Raw genomic sequence first — 17735 nt, 5'->3', positions numbered from 1 at the left:
AATAGAGAAAGATTTAACAACTTAATCTTTCTCTATTTTTCTAATCACGTCAACTCATTTGTATTTAAAGCTGCTAAAACAGTTAATGGCGTAATTGAAATGACTGTTTTACTATGCTTAAGCCAAAAATGAGTTGCACTATAGAGAGTAACTAACGAAGCTAAAAGTGAAAACCAAATTGATGCTAAGGTTGAAACGGCTAAAAAACATTTAACATTATGCTTTCTTCCTAAATGTCGAACTGTATGCTTGGTTTGATGATAAATAGTCCAAAAACTACGAAACATAGTGAAAAATGCTACTAAAAAAATATTGCGGGAAAAGTTACTTGCCACTCCTAAAAGAAGAGACGGCAAAACAAGGGCAAAAATTGCTTTTAATTCTAGCTCTTTTCTCGAAATGTTATTCATCTTAAAATCTCTATCTACAGTTAATTTGTCATATCATATAAGTTTTTTATATAGTAATATAAAACTTAATTACAACAAAATGGTATTAAATAGATTGAGATTTATATAACTGTTCCATGCAAAAAAAGAGAGACGCTAACCAGCGTCTCTCTTTATAGTATGTAGTAAATCTAATTACTTGTTTTCATCTTTAGCAGCTTTATTTAAGAAAGCAACTACTTCAGCAGCCCTCTTAACACGAGCCTTAGAATTCTTCTTGTTCTTAGGTCTTAAGTTTGGTGTAACACCAGTGTTGTAGTTTTCACCTTTACGCATAGATCTATACTTCCTCTCAAATAAAATTTTCGAAAATCTTTTATTATCATACCACGAAGAAGCACGTCACTTCAATACCTAGCAAATCTTTCCACCTAATTTTTTCATCTCATCTGCAGAAAGTTTTTCTCCTTTAAACTCTGTAATTGTTACTCCTCCATCAATAACTCCTTCATTTGAAGATAACGATAAAACAGCATTACGCGCGTTAAGAACTAATCCATCATCTAAAAATGCTAATTCTTTATCAGATGTATACAAATCTAAATCCATATTATTTTTTACTTTAATTGAGAATTCTGGATCTTTGTGATCTAACACAACTAGCTGAAAGTTTGCTCCAATTGTACAAGTACCACCTAACTTAGAATAACCATTAGATCCATCATTTAAAGCAAGCAATACAACTTGACCTGGTTTTACTTTCTTTTCTAAAGCTTCTTTTGCACTGTCTTTAATTTTTAATTCAACATTCTTTGCATCAACCATATAAATTCCTCCCATATCTATTTTACTAACTTAAATATAGCAAGAATATTTCCATTTTTCCTAATAAAATGCTCAAATTATACATAATATAAGGTACTAATTCAAAAAAGACGTTGCGAACTTGCTACAAAGAGTTCAAAATAGTAGTGTTGATTTAATTTTAAGAGGGGACCTTAATGACCGTCATCAAAAATATTGCTAAAGACCGTATTTTACAAATTACGGTTGTCATAACGATCATAAGCTTATTCTTCGCAAGGCCACGTATTGAGGATATTAACTTTCATACACTTTACTCAATTTTGGCAATGCTGACGATTATCCAAATCTTTTCATACCTTCACGTTTTAGATGTATTAGCTTATAAATTAACTGCAAGTGCCAAAAGTACGAGAAGATTAACTGCAATTTTTACACTCTTATCTATCATATCAGGAATGTTTTTAACTAACGATATAACCGTTTTAACGCTTATACCGCTGTATTTAACAATTGCTAAGAGACACCAATTACCAGAAATATTACCCGTAACCTTAATTGGAATGGGCGCTAATATTGGTGCTGCCTTTACTCCATGGGGAAATCCTCATAATATTTTTGTTGTTAACCGTTATAATGTTTCGCCAATTAAGTTTTTCAGTTGGTCAATCCCACTACTACTGGTTAGCTTTCTTATCGTTCTCTTATTCATCTTTTTTGTCAAAGATAAGCCAATCCCCACTGTTCCTTTAGAAGATATTCAAATCAGTGTTAGACCTGTCGTTATAACAATAGCTGTTTCAATTTTCTTCTTCTTTGGTGTTTTTAATATTGTTCCTGCTTATGTTCCAGCAATTGTGGCAATAATCCTTGCTCTTATTATTAATCCATCTATTATGTTACATGTCGATTATGCCTTACTCTTAACTTTCACATGTTTCTTTATTTTTATTAGCGATATACAACAAATTCCATTTATCGTTGCCTTAATTTCAAAGACTATGTTCTCTGAACACTCTGTCTTTTTAACTTCAATTATTTCAAGTCAATTTATTTCTAATGTACCTTCAACTATTTTAATTGGTAAGTTTACTAATTATGCAGAAGCATTATTTCTTGGCTCAAACATCGGAGGATTTGGATCAATCGTTGGTTCGATGGCAAATATGCTTGTCTTCAAAAGTTTTGCTGAAAATGGTACCGTATCAAAGCGCAAGTTTTTCTGGGTGTTCTCGGCTTTAGAATTTGCGGGATTAATTGTTCTTACAATTTTAGGATGGATAGTTTTAGACTTTGTACTTTAAATATCATAAAAAAGCGCAAAATTGCGCTTTTTTTATACTCTAAATTTTCTTTATTTGGTACAATATTCCTAACCTTTTTAACCTAATATTTGTAATAGTAGAAAGGATTTATTCTATGACTCTAACATGGATTATTATTATCATCTTAATTTTATTAATAGCCGTTTACATTGGTATTTACAACGGCTTACAAAAAGCAAAAGTTCACGCTGATGAAGCATGGAGTCAAATCGACGTTCAATTAAAACGTCGTAATGATTTAATTCCTAATTTAGTTGAAACCGTTAAGGGATACGCTAAACATGAAAGTGGAACATTAGAAAAAGTTGTTTCTTTAAGAAATCAATTAGTAAACATTCCTAATTCAGATCATGAGGAAGCCATTAAACTTTCTAATCAAATCACCGATTCATTGAAGAGTATTTTTGCTTTAGCTGAAAATTACCCAGACCTAAAAGCTAATCAAAACTTTTTAGCACTTCAAGAAGAACTTACAAATACTGAAAATAAGATTGCTTACTCACGTCAGCTTTATAACTCAACAGTTGCTATGTTTAATGAGGAGCTATTAACATTCCCATCTAATTTAGTAGCTAAAATTCATGGATTTAAGAAAATGGATTACCTTCAAACACCAACTGAAGAAAAATCTGTTCCTCAAGTTAAATTTTAGGTTTTCTGATGCTCTATCAACAAATAGCACGCAATAAGCGTAAAACAGCATTCTTGCTTGTTATTTTCCTTATCATTCTAGCTCTTGTTGGTGGTGGGTTAGGATATCTAATTAATGGCGAACCTCTATCAGGAATTGCCATTGCACTTATTGGAAGTCTCATTTATCTTTTTATTGTTCTTCAAAACCCTGGAAACTTAGTTATGAGCATGAATCACGGTCGAGAGATTCATGAAGAAGACGATCCAGAACTTTGGCACATTGTTGAAGATATGGCTCTAGCTGGACAAGTTCCGATGCCAAGAGTCTTTATTATCAATGATCCAAGCCCCAATGCTTTTGCGACTGGACGAGATCCTAAGCATAGCTATGTTGCCGTTACAACTGGCTTACGAGAACGATTAAATAGAAGTGAGTTAGAAGGCGTTTTAGGTCATGAAATTTCTCATATTAGAAATTATGATATCTTAGTTTCAACTATTGGAGTTGCACTAGCTGCAGTAATTTCTTTTATTTCTAACTTCGCCTCTCGCATTTGGTGGTGGGGCGGTAATTCAGACCGCGATGACCGAGACTCAAGTCCTTTAGAAGCAATTTTTAAGGTAGTAGCAATTGTTTTTACCCTAATTTTAGGTCCACTTGCTGCAGGTCTTGCCCAAATGGCTCTTTCTCGAAATCGAGAATACTTAGCCGATGCTGGTTCAGTTGAGCTTACTAGAAATCCCCAAGGTTTAATTTCTGCTCTAAAAAAGATTTCTAACAGTGAGCCAATGAAAGATCCAGATCCATCAAGTGCTGGACTTTACATTGAAAATCCACTTCATAATCGTGGATTAAGTTCACTATTTGATACTCATCCCCCTACAGCTGATAGAATTAAAAGATTAGAAAATATGTAATAAAAAGGATGCACAGTTTTGTGCATCCTTTTTAATGTATCTATTTCAAATTGATATGAGCTTCTCTAAATAATCTTTTTCTCATTTCCGCTGGCGTCATACCATAATAATGCTTAAATTTCTTATAGAAAAATGACTTGCTAGAATAACCGATTGCTTCAATAATTTCTTTCAGCGACACATTGGGCTGAGCCAATAATCTTTTGGCTTCTCTCATTCTCCTATCATCAACATGTTCAACAAAGCTTTTACCTGTCTTTTCTTTAACCATCGTTGAAAAATAATTACGATTAAAGCCAAAATACTCGGCTGCTTGGACTAAACTGACGTTATTGTAGTGCTTATCAATATATTGATCTAAAGTTTCATCCTTAAATGCTTTTTCTTTTCTTTCACTGAATTTATAATTCTGCTCACGTAAATTGCGTAAAATAATAATTTTAAATAATTCTAATGCAATTTCTCCACTAAAGTCAGCTTGATTGAAATAGTCCTGAATTACATTATTTAAATTTTGACTACCCCACATCACAGAAGTAGTTGTAAATAAAAATATTCCTGTCTTTTCTAGCTCATCTAAAAATAAAGTGCTCAATCTTTGTTCATTATTAGTATTTATAGCAATTTTACCTATTAAATTTTTCCACAAAAATTCATTAGTAAACTTAAATTTTACAATAATTGCTTGCTCATCTATAACTCGGATTGCATATTTTAAATTACCCTCTATTATTGCTATATTTCCACTATTTAAATTAAAATCATTGCTTTCATTCTTTAATTCGCAACTACCTGAAAAACAATAAATTAATTGGCTATTATTAGACTGATATTCATAAAAGTCATTGTGCTGACTCTCTAAATAAAGATTATAGGGCAAAAATCTACTCTTACTGGAAGCCTCAATTTCACTATTCTGAGCATTTTGCACTAAACTTGATAAATAACTTCTTAATGTAGGTATTGACATTACAATCAGTCCCCTTTAGTTTCACTTTCCTTTTAATTATAACCTTTTTATTATTTCTCATTGCCATTTAGTTTCATTAAGCGTAAGCTAAACATATGTATTGGGGTGCCACCGGGCTGAGAATATACCCATTGAACCTGTTTGATTAATATCAGCGTAGGGAATATGACTTATTTTTAGACTTTTATTTAGTCACCTCTTTGAGGTGACTTTTTTTATTCTTGGAGGAATTAAAATGAAGAAATTACATCTTCGAGATATCATCCTGATCGCTTTAATTGCTATTATTTTTGGTTTTATCTATCTAGCTAGTGATGGACTTTATAATGCTCTAATAGCCTTATTAACGCCAATCGGTTACGGGATGCTTGCAAATGATATTATGATGGGAATCTGGTGTATGGCAGGCCCATTAACTGGTTTTTTAGTACAAATTCCCGGGGCTGCATTTTTAGGAGAATTTCTAGGCTCTTGCGTTGAATTATTGGCTGGAGAACAATGGGGTGCTGTTAACTTACTATCTGGAGCTGTTCAAGGTCTAGGAAGTGAGTTAGGTTTCACATTTACTAGTTATCGTAAATATAATTGGTTTACCCTATTTCTCTCAGCAACAACAACTACCATTGTTACTTATATGTATGACTTTATTAAGAATGGCTACAGCTATTTTTCTACATTTAACATGATTTTATACTTTGTTGTTCGCTGGCTCTCAATGCTTTTATTTACATGTGTATTAGTTAAATTAATAGTTGATCTTTTAGAAAAAGCTCATGTTATCCAAACAAATCAAAATTAACCATCTTTCCTTTCAATATCAAAATCACAAAATTTTTAACGATTTAAATCTTACAGTTAATCAAGGTGAATTTATCTTATTGACTGGCAATAGCGGAAGTGGCAAATCCACCCTTTTAAAAATCATCGCAGAACTTGAACCGAAATTTAGTGGCAAAATTATCGCAGGATCATTAACTCAACCTTTTTCTAATTGGGGAATGATCTTTCAAGATCCAAACCGTCAATTTACCATGGCTACACCTAGAGAAGAATTAATTTTTACTCTAGAAAACAAATTAGTCGATCGTTCGACCGCTTTAAAACGTATTGACTATGCTAGTAAAAAAACTCATATTCAAGATTTACTAGATCGACCATTAACTGAGCTCTCAGGTGGTGAAAAGCAGCGGGTCGCTTTAAGCGTTCTAATTGCCATGGAAAGCGACTTACTATTACTAGATGAACCTTTTGCAAACTGTGATTCAAATAATCGAAAATTTCTTTTAGATTCTCTATCGTTGCTTCATCAAGAAGGAAAAACTATTTTGATTAGTGATCATGATTTTTCTGGTTATAAAGAATTAAATCCGATAGTTATTGAAATCAAAGATCAAAATTTTATAGTAACTTCACTACCTTCTACTCTTCCTAAAATAGAAACTCATTTCTCTCTTCCAGATAAAAAACAGCAAAACAATTTATCCTATACTTTTAATTCATTTTCTCTGTCTTTTCCAAACAAAGGATTAATTACTTCTACCAATTTAGAACTTTACTCAGGAACAGCCACTTTATTAACAGGTGAAAATGGAAGTGGCAAAACATCATTATTTAAAGCTTTAACAAAAGTAATTCCTTACCATGGCCATTTATTTTTTAGAGAAAAGGATGTCAAAAAGTGGCGTAAACGTCCATACCTAGCAAAAGTTGGTCAAATTTTTCAAAATCCTGATGATCAATTTTTAAATGTTACTGTAGAAGAAGAACTCAACTTTAGCTTAAAGTACAATCAAAATCCGCTCCTTAATCATTCTAAACTTACTTCACTCTTATCTAAACTTAAATTAGACAATTTAGATAAGCAGGTAATCTACTCATTATCCGACGGACAGAAAAGAAAATTACAGATTCTGGTGATGTTAATGGCCTATCCGGAGGTTTTACTACTTGATGAACCCTTTAGTGGTTTAGATCAAAAAAGCGTCTCAGACGTCATTTTTTTGCTTAAAAACTACTTTTTAAACACTGAACATACCTTAATTGTAATTAGTCATCAACTTAATCAAATTGATAAGCTCTGTGACTATCATTTAATCCTAAAAGATCATAAACTTTTCTATACTAAATAAAAGGTAATTAAAATGAATCCTGGACTAAAATTATTCTTAATTCTAACTATTTCGTTTGAAATATCTCTTATCCCAAATTTAACTACTAATCTTATTATTATCAGTATTTGCTTAATTTACCTTCTATTCAAAAGTATTAGCCTTAAAAAGATACTACTACTTTTGATAATTCCTTTGTTTGCGGCAACTGTAGTATTCATTACAATTTATTACTTCACACCAAACCATAATCTCTACCACGCAACTATCTTATTTACTCGTATTTACGCCTATGTATTCCTAGGCGCAGTATTTACCGAAACAACTAGTATTCTTTCTCTGGCTCGCTCTTTAGAACAAAATTTTAAATTACCAAGCAAATTTGCCTACGGTACCTTAGCTGCATTCAATGTTATTCCCAAAATCCACACTGAAGTTAATCGTATTCGTTTAGTCGGAGATATGCGCCATTATCACCTATCTTTTTATTCGCCAACTTTATACTTTAAAGCGATTTTAGCCGCCATTTCGTGGTCAAATAGTTTAGCCCAAGGAATGATTTCACATGGTTATCAAGAGGATAAACCTAGAAGTGTAATTGTTCCGGTTGCTCTAACAAAAAAAGATTGGCTTATTTTTAGTAGTATTTTATTGCTACTTCAGCCAATCTTACTTCTAACTAAATAATTATTTATGGTATGGACTACCACTATTAATCATAAAAGCACGGTAAATTTGTTCAATTAAAACTAAACGCATTAATTGATGCGGCATTGTAAACTTACCAAAACTGATCAAATCATCAGCCCGTTTATTTACTGCATCGCTCGTCCCTAAACTTCCACCAATAACGAAAGTAATATCAGAATGACCGTATGTAGTTAATTGAGATATTTCTTTAGCAAATTCCTCACTAGTTCTTTCTTTGCCTTTTATAGCCGTTACATATACATATTCTTTATCTTTTATTTTATCTAAAATTCTTCTACCCTCGATTTCCTTTACCTGCTCCATTTCAGCAGGACTAAGTTTTTCGGGGGCTTTTTCGTCTGGTACTTGGACTATTTTTACTTTTGCAAAACGTCCCATTCTCTTCACATATTCGGCAATGCCATCCTTAAAATATTTTTCTTTTAACTTGCCTACACACACAATTTTTATATTCATTGTAACTTATCTTACCTTTCATGCATCTAGTGCTTTATTCTATCCCCTAATTGACATAGCGTCCACACCACTTTTCCCCTACTTGTGGATTATTAAAAACTACATTTAGTAGTTCTTAGATCTAAGACTCAACAAGTTGTGGTTTATAAAAAAGTGGATAACTTTTTTGATAAATTTATTCCACATTTTTTTAGATTTTATCAATTTTCCAAACTTTTGTCTCTATTCCTTACATAATCAGCTTGAACAGTCGTTCAATATCAATAAAATCACAATTTTATTTACACACAATTCACAGTTTTTCCACATCATTTACTTTATTTTATCTTGACTTATGCACAATCCACAGAGTTTTCCACAGTTTCCCACAACTTATTTAATTTATTACGTTTCTTGACATGAAATAAACCCGAACTTTATCAAGTTTCACACTTTAAATATTAAGAAAAAGCTATGATTACCGCTTACAAAACGCATAATCATAGCTTTTTTATCTCTATTTAATAATATTCAATTAATTCAAAGTAACTTTGATATCCTGTGATTTACCATCTCTAATTACCTGAAGAGTTACTGTATCGCCGACTTTATGTGTATAAAGAGCAGTATGTAGTGAAACAACACTATCAACATCTTTACCATCGAGCTTAGTAATTACATCACGAGCCTTTACACCAGCTTTAGCTGCACTACCATTCTTGGTAACACTAGCTACATACACACCTGATTTAACGCTATCAGGTAAGCCTAATTTCTTACGTCCATATTCTGTTAACTCGTCAACAGATACAATTCTAACTCCTAATTTCGGACGATTAATCTTGCCGTTCTTAACTAATTGATTAATGATTGAAACTACTTCATCACTTGGGATAGCAAAGCCCATTCCTTCAACAGCAGTTCCGTCACTAGAAGAAGAAAGCTTCATGGAGTTAATTCCGATTACTTGACCAGACATATTAACCAGTGGTCCACCGGAGTTACCTGGATTAATAGCTGCATCAGTTTGAATTACTGTAGCTTGGTTAGTAACTTGACCAGCAGAATTAGTTACATCTATAGTCCTGTTCTTAGCAGAAATAATACCTTGAGTTACACTAGTTGCATACTCACTTCCAAGAGGTGAACCTACTGCAATAACTTGTTGACCTGGTTCCAAATTCTTCGATGAACCAAATTGAGCTGTTTGGGTTACATATTTTCCATCAATAGTCAAAACAGCTAGGTCAGTTTCGGCGTCACTTCCAACTTTTTTAGCTGTCACTTTTTTACCATCACTCAAAATAACTTGAATTTCATCACTACCTGAAACCACGTGGTTATTAGTTACAATGTAACCTTTACCATTTGATTTCATATAAATTACTCCAGAACCCTCACTGTAAGTTTCTAAATCAGATTTAGAATTCTTTTTTGAAGAACTTGAACTATCAGAACCAAAAATCCCAAAAGGATCACTACTTGCAGATGAACTTTGTCTCTTTAAGTTAACTACAGAAACAACTGAGTTTTTTACTGTATTAAAGGCATTAGTCATTTGATTACTATTTTTACTGTTAGACTTTTCAACCTTAGCAGTAGGCGCAACGCTAGTTTGTGGAGCATTTTGACCATTAACTTGGGATAATCCAGCATATGCTACTCCACCTCCAAGCAATCCGGCAACTACTCCAACAATACCAGTTTTAATTAAAGTATTATGCTTAGTATTATTCTCTGCCATAAAAATTCTCCTTTTCTATTCACTCTAGCCTAATCACAAAGTTTGAATTTTTTATGAATTCAAGTCAAATTATTTGCTAAATATTATATTTCTGTGAGTGTTCCGGCTTGTAATGGATTAGTATCAATAATTTTAACATCTGCTGGTAAATTTGCATCCCCTGCTACTAATAAATCTTTTGCAGTTTCATGTGCCAAATATTGTGTATTATTATGCTGACTACGATGTGCTAAAAAAATGTTTTTAGTCTTCGGAGAAACAACATCTAATAATGTATCTGCAGCTTGATCATTTGAAAGGTGTCCTACATCTGACATAATCCGATGTTTTAAAGCCCAAGAATATGGACCATTTCTAAGCATCATATCATCATAGTTAAACTCCATTAAATAGCCATCTGCGTCTTTAATTTCTCCTTTAACTGTACTTGACACGTACCCTGTATCTGTTAAACAAGCAAAGCGTTTACCACCACTTGTAAAAACATAATACTGAGGTTCAGCAGCATCATGACTAGTCGCAAAACTAGTTACATCTAAATCACCAAAAGTCTTAGTCACACCAGATTCAAACGTATTCATTTGTTCTACTGGTAATTTACCAATCTTATTACTTTCAATTAAATAGTCCCAAGTGCCCGAATTAGCATACGCAGATATTTGTGGATAGCGTCTCATTAAAACGCCTAAGCCACCTGAATGATCGGTATGATCGTGGCTAATAAATACCATATCAATATCTTTAATATCAACGCCTACCTGAGATAATAAATCCTTCGTCTTTTTTCCAGATAAACCTGCATCCATCAAGATCTTATGCTGAGAAGTTTCTATTAACGTTGAATTACCTGTTGAACCACTCGATAAAACTGATACCTTCAAATTAATTTATCCTTTCGCATCATCATCAGTTATATTATTTTGAATAATTGTACCCGTAAATGCATTTACACGTTTTAAAGTTACTGTTTTTGAATTATTATTCTCAATAGCTGCTACCCAAGTTGGAATATATATCGAACTTCCTCGAACTGTTATTAACCGGGTATAGACCTGCTTTAACCAAATAATTTTTGAGTTATTTGGTAATTCACTATATGTATATAAAGAATTAACAGCAGCTTTAGAACTAATTGTATTCTGTCGTTCACGCACTGGACTCAAATCATTAACATAGCGCTGCGAGTAAGAAACAATCTGATTATTTTTTACAATAATATGAAGGCGGGCAGTATTGGAAAAGACTTCACCATATTTAGTATTTTGGCTAAAGACATAGTCATCTTCTTCAGACAATTCAGGAATATAAACATAGTCCTTACCTTGATAGACATTTTGACTATTATTTTTAAATCTAATAACTTCTTTTAACGCTTCTTTTTGTTTCTTAGATATGGTAACTGGTTTGTTTAAATTAACAGAAATACTATTGTCACTAGCATTAGTTTCAACTTGCTCATTTATTTGCGCTGCTGCTTTTTTTGACCACGAGTTATCAACTTTAGCAGCTAAATAGTAACCGTCTCCTTGCTTATCATTAACTTTAGGAATGGTAATTTGATCTGCGCTAGTTTCACTCTTGATATCAGTTTGAGTGGGCGTCGAATGAGCAGACAATAGCGTTGGCGTTTGCCACAATTCAATGACTAAAAAGATATTAATGCCAATAAATACCACTAAAAATATCCATTCTATTCTTTTAAAGTCCATCTACTAGTCCCTCCTTTCTTGAATTTTCTATTTGATTATTAGTATTAAGCCATTCATCTAAGGTCTTCCATTGCTTATTGATTTTCACATAGTAAGCTGGCTCTAAGTCTACTAATTTTTTATTTTTGCTATTAGCAGATTTAGCGGTATATCCGATAATAATACGTTCAATATCTTTACGATGATATCCTTTTTGATATAACTGATCCATTGCTTCACTAGTTGGAATCAGGGTCTTTTTATCTCCATTAGTTGGAATTGGGATCTGTAAATCTAAGCTATTAAAGTTAATTGTCATTCCATTAGACGCAAATTTCACCTGTGCTCGCATCTTATATTTTCCAGGTAAAAAGATTGGATATTCTTCAACATAGTTTTGATAAATGACTGTATTATCATCTGCATCGAAGAATCTTAAATCTGGTTCCGTCAGTCCAATTTTTCGTACGAAATATAAGCTATCATTTAGTTTTCTACTAATAGTCTTAGGAACCTTGTCTTGTTGATAATCTATATATTCATAGTTATGAGTATGCTTGGCGGCTATTAAACGTTCATATACACCATTAGAATATGTAATCGTATCACCACTATTATGTTGACTAGGATTATTAGAACCTAGCAAGCGATAGACAAAATATGAATCTGATTCTTCATTAGTTAAATAACTATAAACTGGTAAGCTAGAATTTTTGTCATAAAATGGCAAATAATCATCATGAACTTTTTCAAGTGTGACCGGCATTTGAGTCCGAGCAGTTTGAATATGATCAACTAAGTTCTTAAATGAGACATCGCTTAGGCGAACTCGATAAACTGTATAATTTTCATCATTACCTAAGTATATATATTGACTTGACTTTGTAGGAACAAAGAAACGATTAAATTCTCGACTGTCGTTTTTTCTTACATTAGTCAAAAACAATGAAATAGTTATCTGATCTGGATAAGTTAATTGAACATAATCCGAATTCCTTAGCAGTTTCTCATATTTAGTTTGGCTAGACCATACTCTAATTGGCAAAAGCGGTTTTACTGATTGAGTCAACTTAGAAAATTCTAAAGGGAGATTATTCTTAGTATCATAAACTTGATACATCTGCTTATTTTTAAAATAAAAAGTTTGTGTAGGAAGATAAATATCTCTTAAAGAACGCTGTCCTAAGTCCTTTGTTTGAGTTTGATTAGATGTCCCCTCAATTCTAGAAAACCGAGCATCAGATCCCCAAATAATCGCTGATAGAGCAATTGACAATGCTACCATCACAATTAAGCTAACTCGTAATCCAACTCTAGAAAACTTATCTTTAAACCTCATCCCAATTTTCTCCTTCCTCGCTAATTGCTTCATATGGCAAAGAAATGTAGAAAGTTGAGCCTGCACCTTCAGCACTATCTGCCCAAATTCTACCATGGTGTGCTTCTACTATTTCTTTAGAAATAGCTAGTCCTAACCCAGTTCCACCTTGTTTACGTGAACGAGCTTTATCTACACGGTAAAATCTGTCGAAAATCTTGTTTAAGTCTTTCCTTGGAATTCCTAATCCTTGATCTGAAATGCTCAAAATAACATGCTTTTGTGCTTGAAGTAGTCTAACAGTTATCACACCACCATCAGGTGAATATTTAATAGCATTGTTCATAATATTATCGATTACTTGCATCATCTTATCGGTATCAATTTCAACCCATAGAGCTTGGTGAGGAAACTCACGCTTGATTGAATACTTCTTTTTATGCGTTTTATCTGTATCAGACTTGAGCATCATATCAAATCGATTCAAAACATGGTTAACAAAGTCATTTAGGTTAACCCATTCTAAATCCATCTTTGCTACACCACGATCCATTCTTGATAAACTAAGCAAGTCATTAATCATTCTAATCATACGTTCAGTTTCATCTTGAATAACATTTAAAAACTGTGGTGCAACATTTGGATCTTTCCATGCTCCATCATTCAATGCCTCAACATAGGCTCTCAAGCTCGTTAACGGAGTTCTAAGTTCATGTGAAACATTGGAAACGAATTGTTGCTGCTCACGTTCATTCTTTTGTTGCTGAGTAATGTCATGGAGAACACAAACTAGTCCTGAAACAAACCCTGTTACACGTTGAATTAGAGAAAAATTAGCATGTAAAATCATCTCATCTCGTGTATTGTCATTAACGCGAACGACCAATTCTTGCTGAGTACTTAGTAAGTCTTGAATTGTAACGTTCTTTAAGCCTAATAAATTAGTAATTGGTTTTCCAATAACATCTTTTTCAGTCTTACCTAGAAAATCTAATGCCGTTTCATTAATAATCGTAATATTTCCATGACGATCAGTAGCAATAACGCCATCCGTCATGTGCGTTAAAACATTATCTAATCGTCTTCGCTCACTCTCAGAAATTTCTTGTGTTCTTTCAATTCGAACAGACAAAGTGTTAAATGCTTCAGCTAATTGTCCCAATTCGTCTTGAGCATAAACTCGAACATGTCCAGAATAATCACCATTTGCAACTCTTAAAGCTTGTTTACGCATTTCTTCAATTGGTCTGGTTATTGCCCGGGAAATTACCAATGCTACAATCGCACCCAAGACTGCTGCAATTAACGACGCAATTAAAAAATAGATAGATACTTGTCGCAAATTATTAAACACACCTTGCAGGCTAGCACGCACATAAATTGCACCAACAGGCGTATTAGTTCCATTTGCAGAAGTTAATGGTGAAATTTGTACCATATAATTTCCATTATCATTGATCACTTTAGAAACTTGTTTTCCATTAGAAAGAACGCTCTTTATATCAGCATTACTGGTCCTCTGACCAATTCTATTCTGATCATTTACATTTGAAACTGCTCTAATTACACCTTTATTGTCAACTACCATTAATTGACTAATATCGCCCAGATTATAATTTGAAATAATTTGACTAAGCTGTTGATTAGCTTCTTTAGCATTAGCTCTACTCAATTGACTAGCAATCTGATTAGTAATAATATTTGGCACTTGAATTGAAGATTCAAAATTTTGAATTGAATTTTGTTCAAGTTGTCTTGTAAAAGACGCACCAACCACTTCAATTGTGGCCAATAATAACAACATGAAAATTATTGCGATTTTAAAATTAATAGAATTTAGTACACTTTTTATTTTCTTCATTTGTCCTAATTGCAAAAAAAGTCACTATTACTAGTGACTTTGTTCCTTATTCATCTGATGGATTCTTAACGTAATAACCTACTCCACGTCTGGTAACTAAAATAGTTGGAGAACTTGGATTATCCTCAACTTTTTCCCGGAGACGCCTTACTGTTACATCAACAGTTCTAACATCTCCAAAATAATCATAACCCCAAACAGTTTGAAGCAAATGTTCTCTAGTCATTACCTGACCCATGTGCTGTGCTAAATAATGAAGTAATTCAAACTCACGATGCGTTAATTCAATTTTTTCACCATTTTTTTCGACCATATATGCCTCAGGCATAATCACCAAATTACCGATAGTAATGTTCTTATCTTCATCATCCTCGGTAGCTTTTTGAGTTAAATCGCGTCTACGTAGGTTTGCCTTTACTCTAGCAACTAGTTCTCTATTAGAGAAAGGCTTAGTGACATAATCATCCGCACCCATTTCAAGTCCTAATACTTTATCAATTTCAGTATCTTTGGCAGTTACCATAATAATTGGCATATCATGAGTTTGACGCACTTCACGAGCAACCTCTAGACCATCCTTTTTAGGTAACATTAAGTCAAGAATCATTAAATCAGGATCATACTCATCAACTTTTTTAACAGCTTCTTCGCCGTCGTAAGCAGTATCGACATCAAAGCCTTCCTTAGTCAGGTTAAATTTAATAATATCAGAAATTGGTTTTTCATCGTCAACGACTAAAATCTTCTTTGGCATAAATGATGCCTCCTCAGTGTTAATAACTATATTATACTGTTTTCCATAATTTTTTTAAACTTATGGAAAAAAAGCTTGCACTTTATTTATTTTACTGGCATAATAGTATTTGTTAGTTATCCGATTGGGTGGTTAGCTCAGCTGGCAGAGCAACGGACTCTTAATCCGTGGGTCCAGGGTTCGATCCCCTGACCACCCATATTTTAAAGGCATCGCATAAGCGATGTCTTTTTGTTTTATTTTCAATTTTTCTAAAAAAGTTCTTGCATTTTTATTTTTTTTTGGCATAATAATATCTGTTGGTTATCCAATTGGGTGGTTAGCTCAGCTGGCAGAGCAACGGACTCTTAATCCGTGGGTCCAGGGTTCGATCCCCTGACCACCCATATTTTAAAGGCACCGCATAAGCGATGTCTTTTTTTGTTTTTAAACTTCTTTTATAATTAATACCATGAATAATAAACCTTCTAAACACAAAACTATTTATTATAATTCTTTAACTGATGATGTTGTTAAAAGTAAACAACAAGATTTTACTCTACCTGATAATTACCAAATAATTAAACAAAATATACCTAATTACGTTATGCGCTTTTTGGCTACTGGATTTGCTTATCTTTTTACTTATGGTGCAATGCATGTCAAAGTAATAGGTAGAGATAAGTTAGTCAAATATAAGGATCAGGGTTATTTTATTTATGGAAACCACACGCAGATGCTTAACGACGTTTTCATGCCTCTAACCTTATGTGGCTGGAAAAATTATTATGCAATTGCTAATCAAGCAAATTGGGGAATTCCAGTAATTGGCAAGATTCTTTTACCTTATGGTGGCTTACCTGTAGGAAAAACTATTAAACAAGCTATTAATTTGCTTAAGGCAGTTAAAGCGTTAACTAAAGAAAACGCTCATATAGTTATTTATCCAGAAGCTCATATCTGGCCTTACTTTACAGATATTCGACCATTTTCAGAAACCAGTTTTAATTTTCCTGTCCAAGCAAATAAAGCAAGTTTTGTAATGACAACAACTTATCAGAAACGAAAATATGGAAAACATCCCAAAATTACTGTTTATATTGATGGCCCATTTTTCCCTGATACCACTTTAACTAAAAAGCAACAACAAAAAAAGCTTCACGATCAAGTATTTCACCAATTAAAAAAGCGGTCTAAAATGAGCAACTATCAGTATTACCAGTATCAAAAACGAGAAATTGGAGGATAAAATGAATATTCTATTTTGCGGTGACTCTCACGCCGAAGATGGTATTTTAATTGCAACTCTATCTTTATTAAAAAACGCCTCTGCTCCCCTGCACCTCTATATCTTAACTATGCAGGCAGAAGGATATGAAGCTTTTAACGAGCAAGCTCTTAACTTAATCAAAAAAATCATTAAAGAAAAAAATCCAAATAATACTGCTGAACTTATTGACTGTACTGAATTATTCAAAAAAGAGCCTCCACGTGCAAACATGGAAACTCGTTTTACTCCGTATGCTATGCTTCGTTTATTTGCAGATCAAATTCCACAAATTCCCGACCGAATTTTATATTTAGATGACGATATTATTATCCGCAAAGATATTAGTGATTTTTATGACCAGGATCTAACAAATACAGAATTAGTTGGCGTTCTTGATTTTTGGGGTCGCTTTTTCTTTCATAATATTCATACTCATAAAACGTTTGATTATCTAAATTCAGGAGTCTTGCTCCTAAATATGTCTGAAATCAAAAAAACTCATCTTTTTGCAAAAGTAAGAGAAAAAATGAGCGATAAAAAAATGCTTCTTCCCGATCAATCAGCTTTAAATAAACTTGCTACTGAGAAAAAGATTGCACCACGTTGTTACAATGAACAATACCGTTTGCGTCCAGACACTAAAATTCAGCATTTCACAACTAGTTTTCGCTTTAAGCCTTATTTTCACACTCTTACAGTTAAACCATGGGATATTGAGCGCGTTCATGGGGTCTTGAAATTACATGAATATGATGATTTACTTAAGGAGTACACAAAACTAAGACCACAATTAAAGCGGTCCTAAATTTATTTTAGATATGGAGTTTT

The 17735-nt window shown here is 33.0% G+C and carries 19 protein-coding genes, 2 tRNA genes and 1 riboswitch; of the genes, 10 read left to right on the top strand and 11 right to left on the bottom strand.

Annotation, left to right across the window (positions count from 1 at the left end):
* Positions 1-44 precede the first annotated feature (44 nt).
* The 3 genes from H1A07_RS00425 to H1A07_RS00415 all read right to left on the bottom strand — a co-directional run bounded on the left by H1A07_RS00425 (position 45) and on the right by H1A07_RS00415 (position 1214).
* Entirely contained in the window at positions 45-410 is a 366-nt protein-coding gene (locus tag H1A07_RS00425; protein ID WP_210145514.1) for a hypothetical protein, read from the bottom strand.
* Positions 411-584: 174 nt separating this feature from the next.
* Positions 585-725, bottom strand: coding sequence for a hypothetical protein (locus H1A07_RS00420; protein ID WP_003649666.1), 141 nt, complete (start codon positions 723-725; stop codon positions 585-587).
* 78 nt (positions 726-803) lie between these two features.
* Positions 804-1214 (bottom strand): iron-sulfur cluster biosynthesis family protein, encoded by a 411-nt coding sequence (locus H1A07_RS00415; protein WP_210145048.1) that lies wholly within the window; start codon positions 1212-1214, stop codon positions 804-806.
* Positions 1215-1390: 176 nt separating this feature from the next.
* On the opposite strand from H1A07_RS00415, the gene H1A07_RS00410 reads away from it, so the two are divergent.
* The 3 genes from H1A07_RS00410 (at position 1391) to htpX (ending at position 4069) form a co-directional block, all read left to right on the top strand.
* Positions 1391-2497 carry an SLC13 family permease gene (locus tag H1A07_RS00410; RefSeq protein WP_210145047.1) on the top strand — a complete coding sequence of 369 codons (1107 nt, stop codon included), beginning with the start codon at positions 1391-1393 and terminating at the stop codon, positions 2495-2497.
* 115 nt (positions 2498-2612) lie between these two features.
* Positions 2613-3170 (top strand): LemA family protein, encoded by a 558-nt coding sequence (locus tag H1A07_RS00405; RefSeq protein WP_057718387.1) that lies wholly within the window; start codon positions 2613-2615, stop codon positions 3168-3170.
* Positions 3171-3178: 8 nt separating this feature from the next.
* The gene (htpX, locus tag H1A07_RS00400; RefSeq protein ID WP_210145046.1) at positions 3179-4069 is read left to right on the top strand and encodes a zinc metalloprotease HtpX; all 891 of its coding nucleotides are present in this window, start codon (positions 3179-3181) and stop codon (positions 4067-4069) included.
* 40 nt (positions 4070-4109) lie between these two features.
* Here the strand turns inward: htpX and H1A07_RS00395 are convergent, their stop codons facing one another.
* Positions 4110-5039, bottom strand: a complete 930-nt coding sequence (locus tag H1A07_RS00395) for a helix-turn-helix domain-containing protein (protein ID WP_210145045.1) — start codon at positions 5037-5039, stop codon at positions 4110-4112.
* Positions 5040-5130: 91 nt separating this feature from the next.
* Positions 5131-5219: riboswitch (TPP riboswitch) on the top strand.
* Positions 5220-5274: 55 nt separating this feature from the next.
* Here H1A07_RS00395 and H1A07_RS00390 point away from each other — a divergent pair.
* From H1A07_RS00390 to H1A07_RS00380, 3 genes are read left to right on the top strand one after another with little or no spacing between them, the layout of a single operon-like run.
* Positions 5275-5838, top strand: a complete 564-nt coding sequence (locus H1A07_RS00390; RefSeq protein WP_210145044.1) for an ECF transporter S component — start codon at positions 5275-5277, stop codon at positions 5836-5838.
* Positions 5813-7168: an ATP-binding cassette domain-containing protein gene (locus H1A07_RS00385; RefSeq protein WP_210145043.1), complete on the top strand. Its 1356-nt coding sequence runs from the start codon at positions 5813-5815 to the stop codon at positions 7166-7168. The genes H1A07_RS00390 and H1A07_RS00385 overlap by 26 nt, the downstream gene beginning before the upstream one ends.
* A 12-nt stretch (positions 7169-7180) precedes the next feature.
* On the top strand, positions 7181-7834 hold the full coding sequence (locus tag H1A07_RS00380) for an energy-coupling factor transporter transmembrane component T family protein (RefSeq protein WP_094498818.1): 654 nt from the start codon (positions 7181-7183) through the stop codon (positions 7832-7834).
* On the opposite strand, the gene rlmH is transcribed toward H1A07_RS00380, so the two are convergent.
* From rlmH to yycF, 7 genes are all read right to left on the bottom strand, one after another.
* Positions 7835-8314, bottom strand: coding sequence for a 23S rRNA (pseudouridine(1915)-N(3))-methyltransferase RlmH (rlmH, locus tag H1A07_RS00375; protein ID WP_094496421.1), 480 nt, complete (start codon positions 8312-8314; stop codon positions 7835-7837).
* Positions 8315-8828: 514 nt separating this feature from the next.
* Positions 8829-10037 (bottom strand): S1C family serine protease, encoded by a 1209-nt coding sequence (locus H1A07_RS00370; protein ID WP_094496420.1) that lies wholly within the window; start codon positions 10035-10037, stop codon positions 8829-8831.
* Between the two features lie 83 nt (positions 10038-10120).
* A complete protein-coding gene (locus H1A07_RS00365) occupies positions 10121-10918 on the bottom strand; it encodes an MBL fold metallo-hydrolase (RefSeq protein WP_094498816.1) in 798 nt (265 codons plus the stop codon).
* Positions 10919-10924: 6 nt separating this feature from the next.
* On the bottom strand, positions 10925-11746 hold the full coding sequence (locus H1A07_RS00360) for a two-component system regulatory protein YycI (RefSeq protein ID WP_094496418.1): 822 nt from the start codon (positions 11744-11746) through the stop codon (positions 10925-10927).
* Complete coding sequence (locus H1A07_RS00355) at positions 11736-13064, bottom strand: YycH family regulatory protein (RefSeq protein WP_057718377.1); 1329 nt, start codon at positions 13062-13064, stop codon at positions 11736-11738. Before H1A07_RS00355 ends, H1A07_RS00360 begins: the two co-directional genes overlap by 11 nt.
* Positions 13054-14904 carry a cell wall metabolism sensor histidine kinase WalK gene (walK, locus tag H1A07_RS00350; protein ID WP_057718394.1) on the bottom strand — a complete coding sequence of 617 codons (1851 nt, stop codon included), beginning with the start codon at positions 14902-14904 and terminating at the stop codon, positions 13054-13056. Before walK ends, H1A07_RS00355 begins: the two co-directional genes overlap by 11 nt.
* A 46-nt stretch (positions 14905-14950) precedes the next feature.
* Complete coding sequence (yycF, locus tag H1A07_RS00345) at positions 14951-15658, bottom strand: response regulator YycF (protein ID WP_057718376.1); 708 nt, start codon at positions 15656-15658, stop codon at positions 14951-14953.
* 126 nt (positions 15659-15784) lie between these two features.
* On the opposite strand from yycF, the gene H1A07_RS00340 reads away from it, so the two are divergent.
* From H1A07_RS00340 to H1A07_RS00325, 4 genes are all read left to right on the top strand, one after another.
* A tRNA-Lys gene (locus H1A07_RS00340) sits at positions 15785-15857 on the top strand.
* A gap of 114 nt (positions 15858-15971) precedes the next feature.
* Positions 15972-16044: transfer RNA gene (locus H1A07_RS00335), tRNA-Lys, on the top strand.
* Positions 16045-16109: 65 nt separating this feature from the next.
* On the top strand, positions 16110-16886 hold the full coding sequence (locus H1A07_RS00330; RefSeq protein WP_094496417.1) for a 1-acyl-sn-glycerol-3-phosphate acyltransferase: 777 nt from the start codon (positions 16110-16112) through the stop codon (positions 16884-16886).
* A gap of 1 nt (position 16887) precedes the next feature.
* Complete coding sequence (locus tag H1A07_RS00325) at positions 16888-17712, top strand: glycosyltransferase (RefSeq protein ID WP_210145042.1); 825 nt, start codon at positions 16888-16890, stop codon at positions 17710-17712.
* The last annotated feature ends 23 nt before the right edge of the window (positions 17713-17735 follow it).

The organism is Lactobacillus taiwanensis, from assembly GCF_017894345.1.
Classification (GTDB): domain Bacteria; phylum Bacillota; class Bacilli; order Lactobacillales; family Lactobacillaceae; genus Lactobacillus; species Lactobacillus taiwanensis.
Note: the sequence above shows the minus strand (reverse complement) of the source record. Positions and strands in the feature narration are given on the sequence as shown.

Bases quoted from the DNA above. Each gene is read 5' to 3' on its own strand.
- H1A07_RS00425 (WP_210145514.1), bottom strand. From the start codon at position 410: ATGAATAACATTTCGAGAAAAGAGCTAGAATTAAAAGCAATTTTTGCC.
- H1A07_RS00420 (WP_003649666.1), bottom strand. From the start codon at position 725: ATGCGTAAAGGTGAAAACTACAACACTGGTGTTACACCAAACTTAAGA.
- H1A07_RS00415 (WP_210145048.1), bottom strand. From the start codon at position 1,214: ATGGTTGATGCAAAGAATGTTGAATTAAAAATTAAAGACAGTGCAAAA.
- H1A07_RS00410 (WP_210145047.1), top strand. From the start codon at position 1,391: ATGACCGTCATCAAAAATATTGCTAAAGACCGTATTTTACAAATTACG.
- H1A07_RS00405 (WP_057718387.1), top strand. From the start codon at position 2,613: ATGACTCTAACATGGATTATTATTATCATCTTAATTTTATTAATAGCC.
- htpX (WP_210145046.1), top strand. From the start codon at position 3,179: ATGCTCTATCAACAAATAGCACGCAATAAGCGTAAAACAGCATTCTTG.
- H1A07_RS00395 (WP_210145045.1), bottom strand. From the start codon at position 5,039: ATGTCAATACCTACATTAAGAAGTTATTTATCAAGTTTAGTGCAAAAT.
- H1A07_RS00390 (WP_210145044.1), top strand. From the start codon at position 5,275: ATGAAGAAATTACATCTTCGAGATATCATCCTGATCGCTTTAATTGCT.
- H1A07_RS00385 (WP_210145043.1), top strand. From the start codon at position 5,813: ATGTTATCCAAACAAATCAAAATTAACCATCTTTCCTTTCAATATCAA.
- H1A07_RS00380 (WP_094498818.1), top strand. From the start codon at position 7,181: ATGAATCCTGGACTAAAATTATTCTTAATTCTAACTATTTCGTTTGAA.
- rlmH (WP_094496421.1), bottom strand. From the start codon at position 8,314: ATGAATATAAAAATTGTGTGTGTAGGCAAGTTAAAAGAAAAATATTTT.
- H1A07_RS00370 (WP_094496420.1), bottom strand. From the start codon at position 10,037: ATGGCAGAGAATAATACTAAGCATAATACTTTAATTAAAACTGGTATT.
- H1A07_RS00360 (WP_094496418.1), bottom strand. From the start codon at position 11,746: ATGGACTTTAAAAGAATAGAATGGATATTTTTAGTGGTATTTATTGGC.
- H1A07_RS00355 (WP_057718377.1), bottom strand. From the start codon at position 13,064: ATGAGGTTTAAAGATAAGTTTTCTAGAGTTGGATTACGAGTTAGCTTA.
- walK (WP_057718394.1), bottom strand. From the start codon at position 14,904: ATGAAGAAAATAAAAAGTGTACTAAATTCTATTAATTTTAAAATCGCA.
- yycF (WP_057718376.1), bottom strand. From the start codon at position 15,658: ATGCCAAAGAAGATTTTAGTCGTTGACGATGAAAAACCAATTTCTGAT.
- H1A07_RS00330 (WP_094496417.1), top strand. From the start codon at position 16,110: ATGAATAATAAACCTTCTAAACACAAAACTATTTATTATAATTCTTTA.
- H1A07_RS00325 (WP_210145042.1), top strand. From the start codon at position 16,888: ATGAATATTCTATTTTGCGGTGACTCTCACGCCGAAGATGGTATTTTA.